This is a genomic window from Cellvibrio sp. (genome assembly GCF_039207905.1).
Taxonomy (GTDB): domain Bacteria; phylum Pseudomonadota; class Gammaproteobacteria; order Pseudomonadales; family Cellvibrionaceae; genus Cellvibrio.
On record NZ_JBCECX010000009.1, the window covers coordinates 44,953 to 59,547 of the forward strand.

The window sequence follows — 14,595 nt, forward strand, 5'->3', positions numbered from 1 at the left end:
TAAAAAACTCTCTGCTATTAAAAATCCCTGACTATACTCTCCAGTAACTTATGGTGAATGAGCGTTCCCGGCATTGGGTGCGGTCAATTTGTCACCTAATGACCAGGATTGGTTAACTCGTTCGTAATTAAATTCACTAATTAAAAAGATACGTTTAACCCATGGCGACACCTCTGCTGATTTGTGATGATTCCATGATGGCGCGCAAGCAAGTCGCGCGCTCACTACCCGAAGGATGGGATGTCGATATCACCTTTGCTACCAACGGTGCAGAGGGATTGCAGGCGATTCGCGAAGGCAAAGGCGAAATGGTGTTTCTCGACCTGACCATGCCGGAGATGGATGGTTATCAGGTGTTGGAAGCAGTGAAAAACGAAGGGCTTGATGCCATGATCATCGTGATCTCTGGCGATATCCAGCCCACAGCCCATGCCCGTGTAACCGAGCTGGGCGCAATCGAGTTCATTCAAAAACCGGTTAATGCTGACAAGCTGGCCGAGACCTTGAAGAAATTTGGTCTTATCTAAAAGCCTGACCCTTGTTAAAACGTTCAGGCTGATTTAATCCCCTAGTGTTTTCACATCGTACCCGCTAGATTGCACGGCTTTCGCAAGCCGTCCCAATTAATCTGGTGTTCCTTTATGCAATTTTCTCGCTTCGGCCAAAAACTTTGTACTGATGCTGGCATAGTCACCCTGATGGATGACCTAGGTGAGGCGCTGCGTGTTAATCCCGATATGATTTTTATGGGCGGCGGTAACCCGGCGCGTATTCCAGAAATGGAGCAAGCGTTTGAGGAGGCGTTGCGGGCAACGCTGGATAATCCTGCGGAGACACATCAACTGTTAGGTGTGTACCAACCACCGCAGGGCGATGCGGAATTGTTGGATGCCATAGCCGCGCTCTTGCACAGCGAATATCAATGGCCGATTTCGCGCGTGAATATTGCGCTTGCTAATGGTAGCCAATCTGCATTTTTTGTGTTGTTCAATTTATTCGCGGGTGACTATGCGGATGGCAGTAAAAAACGAATTCAATTACCGCTGACTCCAGAATATTTGGGTTATAGCGATTTGGGTATCGATGCGGATTTTTTTACCTCAACTCGTCCCAGCATTGAAATGTTACCCGATGGCTTTTTTAAATATCACGTGGATTTTGCGCAATTAAAAATTACTGCCGAGACGGGTGCTCTGTGTGTATCGCGCCCCACAAATCCTACGGGCAATGTGATCAGCGATGAAGAGTTGGTCAAGCTGGATGAACTGGCGCGCTTGCACAAGGTTCCGTTTATTGTCGATGGCGCTTACGGCACTCCTTTCCCCAATATTTTATTTACCAATGCCGAACCCCATTGGAATGACAATACCATTTTGGTGTTGAGCCTTTCCAAATTAGGTTTGCCCGGTGCGCGTACCGGTATTGTGATCGCGAATCCTGATGTGATTAATGCTTTCGCTAAAGCCAATACCATTTTGAGTTTAGCGACGGGAAATTTCGGCCCTGCGTTAGCAAGGCATTTATTGACGGATGGAAAAATTTTGCAGTTGAGCCGTGAGGTCGTTGCACCATTTTATCGTGCACGAATGGAACATGCGGTTGCGACCTTTAAAAAACATCTTGGCGATCTGCCGTGCTTTATCCATAAACCGGAAGGCGCGATCTTTCTGTGGTTGTGGTTTAAGGATTTACCGATCAGTAGTGAAGAACTTTATCAACGTTTGAAAGCGCGTGGTGTTTTAGTTGTTTCCGGACATCACTTTTTTCCGGGCTTGAAAGGGGATTGGCAGCATTCCCATGAGTGCATTCGTGTAACTTATTGTCAGGATCCGAATGTGGTGGAGCAGGGGGCACAGATTATCGCCGACGAAGTGAGGAAAATTTACACTGCGTAGGCGATAAAGAAATGGACAGAGTAAATTAATCTTTACTTGGCTTGAGCATGCGAACCAGCGTGCGGTCGCGCAAAAAGAAGTGATGCGCCAGTGCGGCGCCAGCGTGAATCAGCACTAATCCCATCAGAATCCAGGCTACATATTTGTGAGTTAATCCCGCGATATTCAGCTGTTCCACTTCCAACAATACTACCGACGGAAGCTGGAATAAACCGAAGACATTAATCGATTGGCCTTCTGCAGTACAAATTAAATAGCCACTTATTAAGATAATAAATAGAAAAACATAAAGTAAAAATTTACTCAGTGGAATACCTATTTTTGCAGGTACGGAATTAACCAGTGTCTTGGGTGTTTTGCTGGTGAGGCGCCACACAAGCCTGACAATAATCACGCCAGCCAGAATAACTCCTAGCGCGTAATGCAAATGCGCAATACTCAAATAGTCAGGGGAATAATAACCGTAGCTGGTCAGATAGGCGCCAAGGCCAAATAAAAATAAAGTCAATAAAGCGCTGACCCAGTGGAAAAAAATGCTGGCAATACCGAAACTGTTTTTGGAATCTCTCATCATGGTTGCATTTACTCATTATTGTTATAGAAATAGTTTTGATTTTTTTACAGCTATGAAGTTGCTTTGCTAAAACGGGAGGTTACAGCGGGGAAAATGTAATTGAAATCTCCTTTAGACGCCAGAGGTAATACTCCGACGCCATAAGGAGAAGTAAAGCCTTAGAGTCCGGCGATAATACTGCCACCCCAGTTACGGTAAGCAGTGCTGTTCGGACTTTGGTCTGCACGCATTTTCAGCGCAAGGGTGTGGAAGATATCAGCTTGGGTCTTTTTGCCCAATTCCAATGTACGTCCACCTGCAATACCAGCACCAGCGAGGATCATAGGTACATCATCATTGCCATGTGCATCTGCAAGGCCCATGTCCGACATTTGGAACACAGTGGTGGAGCTCAGCAAACCTTGAGCATTGAGTTTATCCAATACATTTTTGGTTAAGCTCTGCATGTAGGCAATGTCTTCGGTGTATTGCGCTTGATTGAAGTGGTGCGATTGGTGTGATGAACGACCGCCCAACGCATCAAAGATATGGTTGTGCGCATCTGAACCGAATGCAATTGATACTGAAGCAGTCAAATTACAATTCAGTGCAAGCACCGCAATATCAGTTTGCAATTTTGCGAGAGAGTCAAAACCAGTAACTGCTGTGCTGGAAGGTCTTGGGCATGAGCCACCACCACCACCGCCGCCAGATCCAATTGCTGCTTCGATCTCCTGGATCGCCGTGAAGTGGCTGTCCAGTTTCTCTTTTTCATGCTGTCCCAATTTGGTTTTCAAACTGTTAACAGCGGGATAGTGCAGATCAACAATGGATTTTCTTGGTGCGGTACCGCTGGAGGTACTGGTGCCGCCGCTAAAGAGGATATCCAGTGCAGTTTGCGGGCTAGTGATAGTCGGTTTACTCGCATTGCCTTCGCGGCTCAGCTGCGACTCTTCAGTAGTTCCCACGTTCAGGTATTTAACCGGATAGTTAGCACCAATGGTGCGTCCCATGTTTACGTCAAAGCTGTCTCTGGAGAAAGAGGCGTTATCGAAACGATGGAACATTATGCCGTGGCCTGCACCGGTAAGTGATGCGTTTTTCATTACTGCAATTTTGCTGTAATGGGTTTGCAGCGGCGCGGATTGGGCAGGAAACACTCCACCATTTGGATACCATAATGCAGGCTGGCAACCGCCACCGGAGAAAATCAAGCAGCTTTTGGTTGGTACACCACTTTGTGCTTCTGCTGTACGCGCCAGCATAACTCCGCCAATCAGGCTGGAGGCTCTCAGCAAACCGGCGGAAATACCGGCGTTGCTCACGATGCGCAGAAAATCTCTACGCTCTTTATCGAAGCAGTCTCTATATCTCATTTTTATTTACTCCAATTCGTTAACAAGGCGAGGGAAAAGGGGGCGCGCATTAGCGCGCCCACTCCTTCCGGTACATCACAGATTCCAATGCTGGAATTTCTTCAAGCATTGCACGTGGGCCTCTGGTGGTCAGTATGTTGGTCAAGTCAGACACATCGCAGCGGTAAGCATTTTCTTCCTCTTTGCTGATGCGCTTGTAGCCAACTTCTCTATCGGAGTCGATCAAGAAGATTGAGTTGATACCCGAGCTGTAGCTCACGAATTGGGTAGCCAGACAGGTTTGAGCCAAGCCAGCTACTTGTGGGTGTTCAACAATCGTACGTGCAAGATCTTTGGCACCGTTGAATTGAATCTCTGGTGTGTAGCGCACGCGATCCGGATCGTTCAGGAACTGCAGTTGTGGATAAGGAGAGTAGAAGGTGCCGCTAGACACAATCGCATTACCTTTCAGGTCAGTTGTACGAATACGACCAGCAACGTCAAAGTTCTCCAGTCCGCCACCCAATGGGTTGATGATCTCGCCGTGGCAGTTGGAACAGGTAGTTCCACCGGTCAGACGATCAAAAATCATGCGTTGGGTAGTATGTGGGTTCTCATAGAACTCGCGGTCTTGCGCAAACAATTGTTCACGATCAAGACTCACACCTGACGGTGGCTCAGGAATATCCTGACACATCAACTTACGACGAATCGCTACTGCACGGGTGATCATGTTGGAGTCGGTAGTGCTGGCGTAACGGGACATAAATGCACCGGACATCAGAATACCGCCGCGATCATTGGTAGTTACACGAGCAAAGCCGTCGCTGTCCTGCGTGCCGCTGAATGGTACGCCGTAGTGGGTAGCCAGACGTTGGTTAACGTGGGTGTAACTTGGGTTGTAGATATTGGCAAATGAACCATTGGTTTCCAGCATCGCATAGGCAAAGTTTTTACCCAGCTCATTCTTCATGTCTGCGCCGAGAGCAGCGAAATTGCTTACCGCAGGTTTGGTAAGAGTTTCGATTTTCTCAGTCAACAACCAGCGGTTTACCAGATCGGTTAACAGGAGCTTAGTGTTAGCTGAGCTGAGCAAGGCCGTTGCTTGTTGGCGAATACCGGTAGCCGTGTTCAAGGTTCCGTTGGCAGCTGCCGCCATCAACGTAGGTGTTGGCGTAGTACCGGTGAAGGTATAGGCCATGTAAGTCGCCATTTCGTAACCATCAAGTTTGTACACACCGCTGCTTGAGAGCGTACCTACTTCAGAACGGTACAAGAACTGCGGTGATGACAACATGGCGGTCAGTGCTACTTGCATACCGTCAGCCACAGTGCGACCACCGGTGGTGCCATTAGCAACTGCCAAATAGGCTGTTTGTTCTTCGGTAGTCAGCGGACGACGGAAGATACGTGGGCCGAGAGTATTAACCAATGTGCTTGCACAGCTGGTAGATGGAGTACAGCTAAGTACTGCATTCCAACGTGTAGCAACATCGGTAGCGATACGCTCTGCGTTAGCCAGATAGCTGGTGTAGCGGGTCTTATCGATAGACAAGGTGTTGTTATTTACAAACGCACCAGACACAAAGTCATCGGGCAAACTTGCAGTAACATCTGCTTGGTAAGCCACCAAGTCTTTGACTGAACGTTGGTATTCAAGCTTGGTTAACAAACGCAAGGTTCTTTGGCCGTAGCTTGGCGCGTTGGATGGACAGCTGAAATAAGACACTGGTACATCCGGAGTGCCATCACTTGGTTTACGGAAGGTCCAGATATAAGCCTCAAGGTCAGCAGCACATTGGCCAGTACAGGTTCCTTCAGCACCTTGTGGCATCCACAGGGCGATAAAGTCACGCAGTGAGCGATCCTGAGTATCGTTTCTGTGGCGATAGAAAGTACGGTTAGGGTTTAGCTGAATGATCGCTGCAGTACCGTTGGCGTTTTTCGCACCGTCCACACCATGGCAACCGACACAACTACGTTGGGTCCAAAGCGCCGCGCCGCGAGTTACGTCACCCACCAGATTACCGCTGCTGCTTGAGCTACCAGAGCTAAGTGAACTTGCGCTCTTGCTTGATGAACTCACCGAGGTTGCTGAGGTGCTCGAACCGCTGCTTACGGAAGATGCTGATGTTGTAGCAGTTGCGTACACCAGAGTCAGTGGGCTGGTTGCAGTTGATGGAACGCTGTCGGTGTAGCTGATGACTTTGTAGTCATAGCTGCCGGCAGTTGTCAGAGCGTCGCTGTAGCTAACAGTGTTAGCCGCAGTGCCTGTTACCGTTGTCCAGAGGCCGGTTGCTCCCAGTTTGCGACGAACCAAAAAGCCGGTTTCATTATTGCTTGCATCCGCCCAATTCAAGCTAGCGGCGCCAGTAGCATTACTAACGGTACCGCTCAAGCTGAGTGGTGCGTTAGGTGCAGTTGGCAAAGTAATCGCAGCAATATTGGTAGGGTTGTCGCGGTTAAGGAAGACTTTGAAGTAAACCGGAACCTTTTCGCCAATAGTGGTGAGGCTCATCAGGGCACGTAGCGCCTCAACTCCGGCATTCAAATCGAAATCAGCAGAGTTGATTACGATAGGTTTGCGTGGAGAGAAACTGACGCTGTTGTTCGCGTGCTTCACGACCAATGCATCAAATACTACTGACTTAACTACACCGTGCAGAACCAGATTACCCGTCACGCTTTGAACTGCGACGCTACCGGCTGCCATGGCATCAATCGCTGCCAAATCAAGCTGTGTAGTGAAGTGCAGGCTTGGTAAGTACTGTGACTCGAACAGAATCTCTTTCAAGCGAGTGTTGCGTAGATCCACGCCAGAAGAAATGCTGGTCAGAGGGATGGTCAGAGTCGCTTGGCCGCTGGTTGCCACTGTGCCTTGTAACTGGGTGAAGGTCATACTTTCAGGTGTTTCCACACCGGCGGTATTTTTCTTCACAGTAACAAAGTTGAAGGTGGAGTTAGTGCCATCCAGTAACCAACGAGCGGCTGTTGTTGGTGCCACACTGCTACTGCTTCGACTACTACTGGTCGTTGGCACGCTGCTTGGCGTACTGCTAGCTGTGCCACCACAGGATGCACCATTCAAGGTGAATGCTGTGGGGATGGTACCCGGATTGTTAACCAGGAAACCAAAGGTTGCAGTGCCGTTGGCGGGCAGGTTGGGGTTGTACGCGGCATTTTTCACGCACACGTTTTTGCCAGTTTGGGTAAGGATGCCATCCCAAAGATTGGGGATAACGTCATTGCCTGCGAACGTCCAGCAGAGTTCCCAGCTGGTTTTGGCTGCACCGGTATTGGTAACAGTGACCTTGTATTGGCCACCGTTGCCCCAGGTGTTTACCGTATCGTAAGCCACACTACAGGCACCCTGGGCGTTAACGCCGCTGGATGCCATGATCCCCAGGGCCATTAACCCGGTGGAGAGCATCGACATTTTCAATAATTTTTTCATGATAAGTTCTCTCTATGCTTCATCCAATTAACGGGCGTCAAAGACGAGCGCGAAGTCCACGGGTACGGAGACATTGATCGAGGCGATACCAACTGCGGCGCGCAGGGCTTCTACACCATCGGCAAGTGCGTAATCGCCCGCTTTAACCAGGATCGGAGAAAGGCTTTGTACGAGGACGCGGTTGCTGGACAGTTTTTGGACGGAGACTTTGGTCGTGATAGTGCCATTCACACCGTGCAGGTTCAGGGTGGCTGAAATATCAGTGGTAGCTGATTGGCCAACTGCGAGACTGCTGATCAGGGTTGCAGGTACTGGTACGGTCACGGTAGCTGACGGGAAGTTGACCACATCGAACAACAAGTCACGCATACGCTGATCGCGCAGTGCAACGCCGCTGTTTACCGTGCTCAAATCGATAGTCAGGGTTGCCACGTTGGCGCTGCTGATCGAGCCGTTGATGGTGGTGAAGTTATGCACTTCCACGTTGCTGGTGTTTTTGGTAGTCACAAAGTTCAGGTAAGACGCAGTAGTATCCAGTGACCAGGCAGCGTTGTTTGCTGCTGATGATGACGAGATAGCTGAGCTGCTGCTTGGTACAACAGATGACGAAGATCTGGAGCTGGTAGTTGCCACACTGGATGATGAAGGCGGAACTACAACGACAGATGAGCTGCTGGAGGACGAAGGTGCTACAGAACTAGGTGTGCTAGAGCTTGATTGAGCAACAGTGCCGCAGCCGATTGGTTGGGTTGATACAACTATATCGTCCATCCATACATCAGCATTACGTTGGCTGAAGCTGTGGAAGCCAAACATGACATATTTGAATTTGTCGGCCATCCAATCCGCTGGTTCTGATCCATTGCCCCAGTCATCTTCTGAATCGATAGTGTGAACCAGATTGCCATTCACCCACATATGAAGTGTGTCGTAAGGCTGATCGAGCAGATAGGCAGCTTCTACGCAGTACCAGGTATTGGCCGCTAATTGAAGTCCACTCTCCCATTTGGGACGAGTTGGTGAAATGTTGTCGCTGCCGAACTCATTAGTACCAAGAACTCCCTTAATTTGACCGACACGAATTTCGTTATTCGCATCAAGTGTTCCTTTGGTACCGAAGATGTGTTCATGATTATCACCAACGATATTGCCGAAAGGAACGCTCAAATTAACGTATGCACGAGTGTACAGACGTTGTGTTCCGGCTGGGATTTCACGCACGATTTGCGCAGGTGCAGGGTTTGCGTTGGCTTTGAAATGAATGGATTTACTGCCGGAATAGGCTTTTGAGCTATCGATCAACGCATAGCTGGTGCCTGAGATTGTATTGCTGTTATTAGCAGTCCAATTGATGAAGTTTTGCCAGCCGGTAGGTTGGGTATTTACTGCACCGTTTTCAAAAGTTTCGGTGAAGAGAACTCCTGCGCCGTTATTTACAGAAGCAGTAGAACTTGACGATACAGACGATGGTGCAGTGCTGGAACGCGAAGAACTGGTGGCTACTGTGCCGCCGTTGTTAGCGATAATAGCGTTGCGAACCAGAGTACCGGATGGAGTCAGTTGTGCAGCTGTCCAGCCGCCGTTTGCACTTGCACCGGCAACTAGCGCAGATGCGCCCTCGACTTTATCGGTCAGCGACCAGTTTGCATGGCTGATACCGTTGGTTTTGAGGAAGTTGAGCCAGGTAGCGGTTTCAGTGGCATCTACACTGCCGTCGCCATCCGCATTCACTGTGCCCCATTCGGTCACGAACAACGCAATGCCATTGTTAAGCGCGGTTTGTGCCTTATCGCGCAGGAATTGTTTGTGCGTGCCTGCGTAGAAGTGCAGGGTGTAAGCGATATTGCTGTAGGCAGTAATCTTGTCTTGCGACGCCACATCAACATCTTGTGACCAGGCAGGAGTACCAACAATGATCAAGTTGTCCGGGTCAATAGCGCGGATTTCTTTGATGACGTCAGTCGCATAAGGCTTGATAACATTGCTCCAGGATACCTGCAGCGGTTCGTTATACACCTCATAAATCACGTTGTTGTAGTTGCCATACTTGGTTGCCATTTCTTTAAAGAAGGCAATAGCAGCCGGCTTATTGGCTTCGGCAGTATGGGTGTGCCAATCAATAATCACATACATGTTATTGGCAATCGCCGCGTCAATAACGGTCATCGCGCGAGTCTTATTGGTCGAATCGGTCAGAAGGCCGCCGTCGGCTTCAACACCTACCGCCACACGCACAAGATTGGCTTTCCAATCGGATTTCAACCAAGACACGGTTTGGGCGTTGTAGTAGTTCTCGCCGCCCCAACCCGTATTACTCCAGAACAAGCTCATGCCTGCCAGATTTGCTGGTTGACCGTTAGCGGTCACTTTATTGCCTTGTACTACCAGCGGCGCTACGCCTTGGCTAACTGCCGAGGATGAAGAGCGTGAGCTGGAAACTGCAGCAACTGAAGATGTGGTGGTGGTTCCACATACCGTACCGTTAACGACCGGTACCTCTGCGTTAGCAGCGCCTTTGCTGCCCTGAAAACCAAACTCAACCGATTGTTTGGGCTGGATAGTTCCATTCCAGCTCAGGTTGGTTGCAGAGTAGGGGTTGGTGCCAGTCAAAGTGGCGTTGTAACTGCTAGTAATGCGGTTATCGCCGCTGTACTGCCAGTTAATGTTCCAGCCACTAATCGCGGTAGACCCATCGTTGGTTATTTTTATTGTGGCGGTATATCCATTATTCCACTGGTTAGCGACTACGTATTGGCAGCCGGCATAAGCCTGGGTGGAAAGAGCGGATACAGCCAGGGAGAACCCTGCCACACAGAGGGAGCGCGTTAGCACTCCCGCCACGCGCGGGTCGATCGCAGAGGCTTTAAAGCTACTCATAGTGTCTTCCTCGGAGGTAAATACCGGCTCTCACCGGTAACGGTCATCAACAATCGTTATTGTCAAAACGGGTAAAACAAGTGGAACAAAAGCAAAAAAACTCAAACATCCCAGCCGAAGTGGCAGCTATTTACAGCGCTGTCATTTACGGCCTTTTTCATGCACAAAGACTCGATACATAAGTATCGAGCCAAGGTTTTAATCAAACTTACGGGAAGCGTTTAACCGGATTTGCTCGGTGAGTGTGGGCGGCTCTGGTTCAGCCCGGCGCATAGCGCGTAGCACTTCTCCTGCAACGATAAATGCTGCAACCAGCAGGCCCGAATAAATGAACATGACGAAGCTGTAGTCCACGGTGTAATTCCACGGACGGGCAATGCCGAGATAACAGGCAAATAACCAGGAGACAGAGGAGAGAGCGCCAGTCAGTGCGACAAGAATTTGTTCAAATGTTGGCAACCCGAGTAATCCCTTGCGCGAAGTGACGCGCGGGAAACTGAAATAGTGCAGGGCAATGCCATTAAGTGTGAGGACAGATACAACTGTAAATTTTGCCCACAACTTTTCATTCATCAGATATTGCTGCGGGTTTTCCAGATAACCGAGCAGCACCAATGCCAAGCCGGAAATCCACAAAACGACCAAAGCGATAAACATAATTTCAGCAGATTTAGTGAGATCCCTGATCGCTGTTGCCGACAGGGGACTACCTTTGGATTTGGCTAATGCCAAGTCCTGGATAAGCAAAATACCTACGGCCACACAAGCAGCCAAGAGATGGGCATAAACAATCAACGTCTTCATAGTCGTCCGCGCCTTTGTTGTTGTTTTCAGTCAGGTTATTGTTATTACTTTGTTATATTTTGTTTATTATGATTGCGCTAACAAATTGTCAATAAAGGTTTTCGGCGAAAAAATTGAAAATGAATTTTTACGACCGGAAAATTTCTCTAAAAACGCTTTCGCGCAAATTAATTTCTACTGGAAGGTGAAGCAGAAAAGTGCATAACTCTCGCGAATTGGGCACTTATTTCCCTCGTTCTTATCACGGCTTTTATAATACTGGCGCCTTAATTATCCGTTTGGCGCTATGTTCTTGTTCATTAAAAATGGCTTTTTAACGGTAGATCTATTGTTATGTTTATTATTCCACGGTAACGCAAATTGACAGCGCGATCAATTCACAAAATAGAGAAAACTTATCTCAATTTCAATTAATTTTAAAAATAAATCGCCTAAAACAGATTTTTTATTCATAGGTAAAATTCACATCAAATAAACATGACAACTACCACCCGTTGCCATGTTTATTTTCAGTTTTCTAACAAATTATTTATTTGCACAGAAGCCAATATCGGTAATTGATTTCCCTGCTTGCAGCTCAGCGTTCCAAGCCAAACCTTTCAATGCGAGTGTACTACCCGACTGCGTTGCAGTTGCGCCCCATGCATTGCTGAGTGTTCCGGTAATGGTAATGCTGGTCGTCCAAGTGACCGTGCTGGTGCCATTGTTGGTAACTGTGACGCTTGCGCAATATCCTGAATTCCAATCACTGGTGATTTTCATTGCAGCAGTGATATTACCGGTGTTCGATGCAGAGCTGATTGCACTCGATGCGACAGATGATTTGCTTGATGCTACTGAGCTAATCGACGAGCTAATTACAGAGCTCGCAGCCGAACTGCGAATTGAGCTTGCAATAGAGCTTGCAATTGAACTGGCGATGGATGAATTAACGCTGCACGCAGACACAATTCCGAACGGCGCTGGCTGCGTATTACAAGTGCTGCGCGCAATGCAGCTCTTTTGATTTTCCCAACCCCAACCACTTTGAGTTGTCACGCATGTTGGATAGAGCGTGCCGTACCAATTGCACTGTTCGTTTAGCGTTGTGCAACTGCTCGATGCGCTGGATGAAATTGCGCTGCTCGAACTACTGGATCTGCTTGACGATGAAATTGAAATCGAACTGCTTGAGCGAGAGCTGCTGGCAACACTTGCAATACTGCTTGATAAACTGCTTAGCGAACTACTTGATGATGCGATTGAACTTGAGCTTGATGAAGTAACAATTCCGGCTGAGTCACCATAAAGTAATCCGCGACCGTTAGTGCCTAAATACAAACGACCATAAATACGTGGATCGCCCGAAATTGCTTCACCAAAATTGCCGTATTGATGTTGGTCATCATTGATTCTCACCCAGCTTGCACCTTGATTGGTGGAGCGGAATGCACCGCGCACACCGTCAACTTTGCCGATGATAAAAATGGTTGGATAAGTTTGGCCGCTAGCTGCTTTTCCGAAACTAACGTTATCAGCTTCTTCTACATTAGCGAGCTGCGAGAAAGTTGCGCCAGAATCGGTTGAGTGCCACAAGCCGTAGGTTGTTGTCTTGCTGCCACCAGCTACCCAAATATCGCCTTCATAACCGTAGACGGCTTTGAATTTGCGCGCTGCCGGAAGGTTGGTTGCTGCTGATGCTTTGAATGTGGCGCCTTTATCGGTACTTATATAGAAGGTGCTTCCGGAAAGTGCGTAAAACTTGGATGGGTTAACGCGATCCGCTTCTACTACTGCCCCTGCAGGTAATCCGGGAATCGCTGTCCAATTGCTACCGAAGGTTGTCGATACAAAAACACCTGTTGCGCCGCCCGGTGCCCAGACAATGCTGGTGCCGTCAGCCGATACTGCGACATTGCCGCCCGAGGTTGCTCCGCCCGGTGTTTGCCCTTGCCACCAACTGCTGCCGGCATTTGTGGTAATCGCGATACCGCCAGTGGTATTGGTAGCAAAACCGACGCGAACCATAGTGGCAGGTTTCAACTCAGCGAAATCGATGCTGCTGTTGCCGCCAAAGTTTGGATTGGTGTACATGCTGGTGGGCACTTTGGTCAGGTCATCGTGTTTGAAACCGCCAATGTCGTACATCGCGGAATAAACCGGTGCGCCAACTGGTGGGCTGACCACATCTAAAATTGCGGTTTCTTCGAGACCTTTAACCATGGGCTTAATAAGTATCTGTCCACCGGTATCCCAAGTGGTTAGATTTTCTGTGCCGTAGATAGTCGCGCCTGTGCCGTACATGAGGCGATTGGAATTGTGCGGATCGATTTCGACCGATTCATTCATCCAGCCGAGTTTCACGGTTGGTACCGCTGGATCTGAAGAGCTGGTGATACCGAAGTTCAACCAGGGCACTTCGGCGATATCAATTAAATAGCGCAGGCTGCGGCTTGGGTAACTCGTCCAATCCCAAATGCGCGTCCAGGTCACACCGCCGTCAGTGGTGCGGAAGAAGATGGCGTCAGGCCACCAGGAAACTTGCGTCGCAACCATTAACGTCTTTGGATTTTTACGATCAATAGTCAGCCCTGAATAGCCAAAATAAAGGTCACTGCTGCTAGAGGGAATAGGGCTGATATTAGTCCAGGTTCCGGTACTGGGGGTGAATTTCCACACATCACCCTTGCCACCGTCATAAGGGCCGCCGGTATCACTGGTGGAAATATAAAGGATGCCGTTGGCGTGATCGTAGACACCTCTGTGTGGCAGGAATCCAACAGGTTGTCCCGGAATTCGTTCCCAGCTAGCACCGCCGTTTGTGGTTCTATAAACCGAGTTTTCTTTGTCAGCAACACCAACATAAATGACGTTGGAGGCGGTGCCTGATTGGCTGGACGTTGGGTCGAAAGTAACCCAGATAACACCCTGGTTTTTATTCAGGTAATCATTGATGTCGTTTGGATCCTGCGCGTAATTACCGACGTTAGTGAAGTTACTTACTTTTGCCCAAGTTACACCGTAGTCGGTGGAGCGCCAGAGACCGTTGCCACCTTCGGCACCAAAATAAATGATGTTATTTTTATTCGGGTCAATCGCCATGCGCTCGCCCATGCCACGCCCGGGCATATTCCCACCGACTTTGAACGGCAGCTCAGTCGCTTGCCAGGTTTTACCTTTATCACTTGAGCGCAGGATCGCTCCGTTGTTAGGGTCCCAAGTGTTGGTGTACATGCCTACTGCGGCATAAACGCGATTAGTATCTACCGGGTCAGTTGCCAAACTCAGTACGCCATTCCAGTTCCAGTTGTCCCAGCCGACCCAATCGAGAAGGGGAACCCAGCTCTTGGTGGATGCATCCCAGCGATAGGCGCCGCCGATATCGGTGCGGGCATAAATTAAGTTTGCTTCTTTCTGGTTAAAGATAATTCCCGGTACAAACCCGCCCCCATCAATGCGCACGTTGTTCCAGTTATAGGATTCGGATGGTGCTGCCAGCGTCGGATTCGCAGCGAAAAACGCACACCCCAACATGCTGCTAATAAAAAAAGGAAGGGCAGCATGGCGGTATTTTTTTTGGATTTTTTTCATTTTTTTCTCCGTTATTATCATCGTTTCTGCGACACAATGATTATTGAACTTAAGTTTTTATCAATAAAAACTTAAGTGTGGTGTGGC

8 protein-coding genes are annotated in these 14,595 nt (G+C 48.8%); 2 read left to right on the forward strand and 6 right to left on the reverse strand.

The window, feature by feature from the left end; translation table 11 throughout:
- Nucleotides 1–161: 161 nt before the first annotated feature.
- Both AAGC78_RS07105 and AAGC78_RS07110 read left to right on the forward strand, forming a co-directional pair.
- A complete protein-coding gene (locus AAGC78_RS07105) occupies nucleotides 162–527 on the forward strand; it encodes a response regulator (protein WP_435783363.1) in 366 nt (121 codons plus the stop codon).
- 114 nt (nucleotides 528–641) lie between these two features.
- Entirely contained in the window at nucleotides 642–1,895 is a 1,254-nt protein-coding gene (locus tag AAGC78_RS07110; protein ID WP_435783364.1) for a valine--pyruvate transaminase, read from the forward strand.
- Between the two features lie 25 nt (nucleotides 1,896–1,920).
- Here the strand turns inward: AAGC78_RS07110 and AAGC78_RS07115 are convergent, their stop codons facing one another.
- The 6 genes from AAGC78_RS07115 to AAGC78_RS07140 form a co-directional block, all read right to left on the reverse strand.
- Nucleotides 1,921–2,469, reverse strand: coding sequence for a cytochrome b (locus tag AAGC78_RS07115; protein WP_435783365.1), 549 nt, complete (start codon nucleotides 2,467–2,469; stop codon nucleotides 1,921–1,923).
- Nucleotides 2,470–2,627: 158 nt separating this feature from the next.
- A complete protein-coding gene (locus AAGC78_RS07120) occupies nucleotides 2,628–3,824 on the reverse strand; it encodes a DUF1552 domain-containing protein (protein WP_435783366.1) in 1,197 nt (398 codons plus the stop codon).
- A 49-nt stretch (nucleotides 3,825–3,873) separates the two neighbouring features.
- Nucleotides 3,874–7,257, reverse strand: a complete 3,384-nt coding sequence (locus AAGC78_RS07125) for a DUF1592 domain-containing protein (RefSeq protein ID WP_435783367.1) — start codon at nucleotides 7,255–7,257, stop codon at nucleotides 3,874–3,876.
- A 27-nt stretch (nucleotides 7,258–7,284) separates the two neighbouring features.
- Nucleotides 7,285–10,134: a cellulase family glycosylhydrolase gene (locus AAGC78_RS07130; protein WP_435783368.1), complete on the reverse strand. Its 2,850-nt coding sequence runs from the start codon at nucleotides 10,132–10,134 to the stop codon at nucleotides 7,285–7,287.
- A 198-nt stretch (nucleotides 10,135–10,332) separates the two neighbouring features.
- Nucleotides 10,333–10,938 (reverse strand): DUF2214 domain-containing protein, encoded by a 606-nt coding sequence (locus AAGC78_RS07135; RefSeq protein WP_435783369.1) that lies wholly within the window; start codon nucleotides 10,936–10,938, stop codon nucleotides 10,333–10,335.
- A gap of 525 nt (nucleotides 10,939–11,463) precedes the next feature.
- Nucleotides 11,464–14,508: a cellulose binding domain-containing protein gene (locus AAGC78_RS07140; RefSeq protein WP_435783370.1), complete on the reverse strand. Its 3,045-nt coding sequence runs from the start codon at nucleotides 14,506–14,508 to the stop codon at nucleotides 11,464–11,466.
- Nucleotides 14,509–14,595 lie beyond the last annotated feature (87 nt).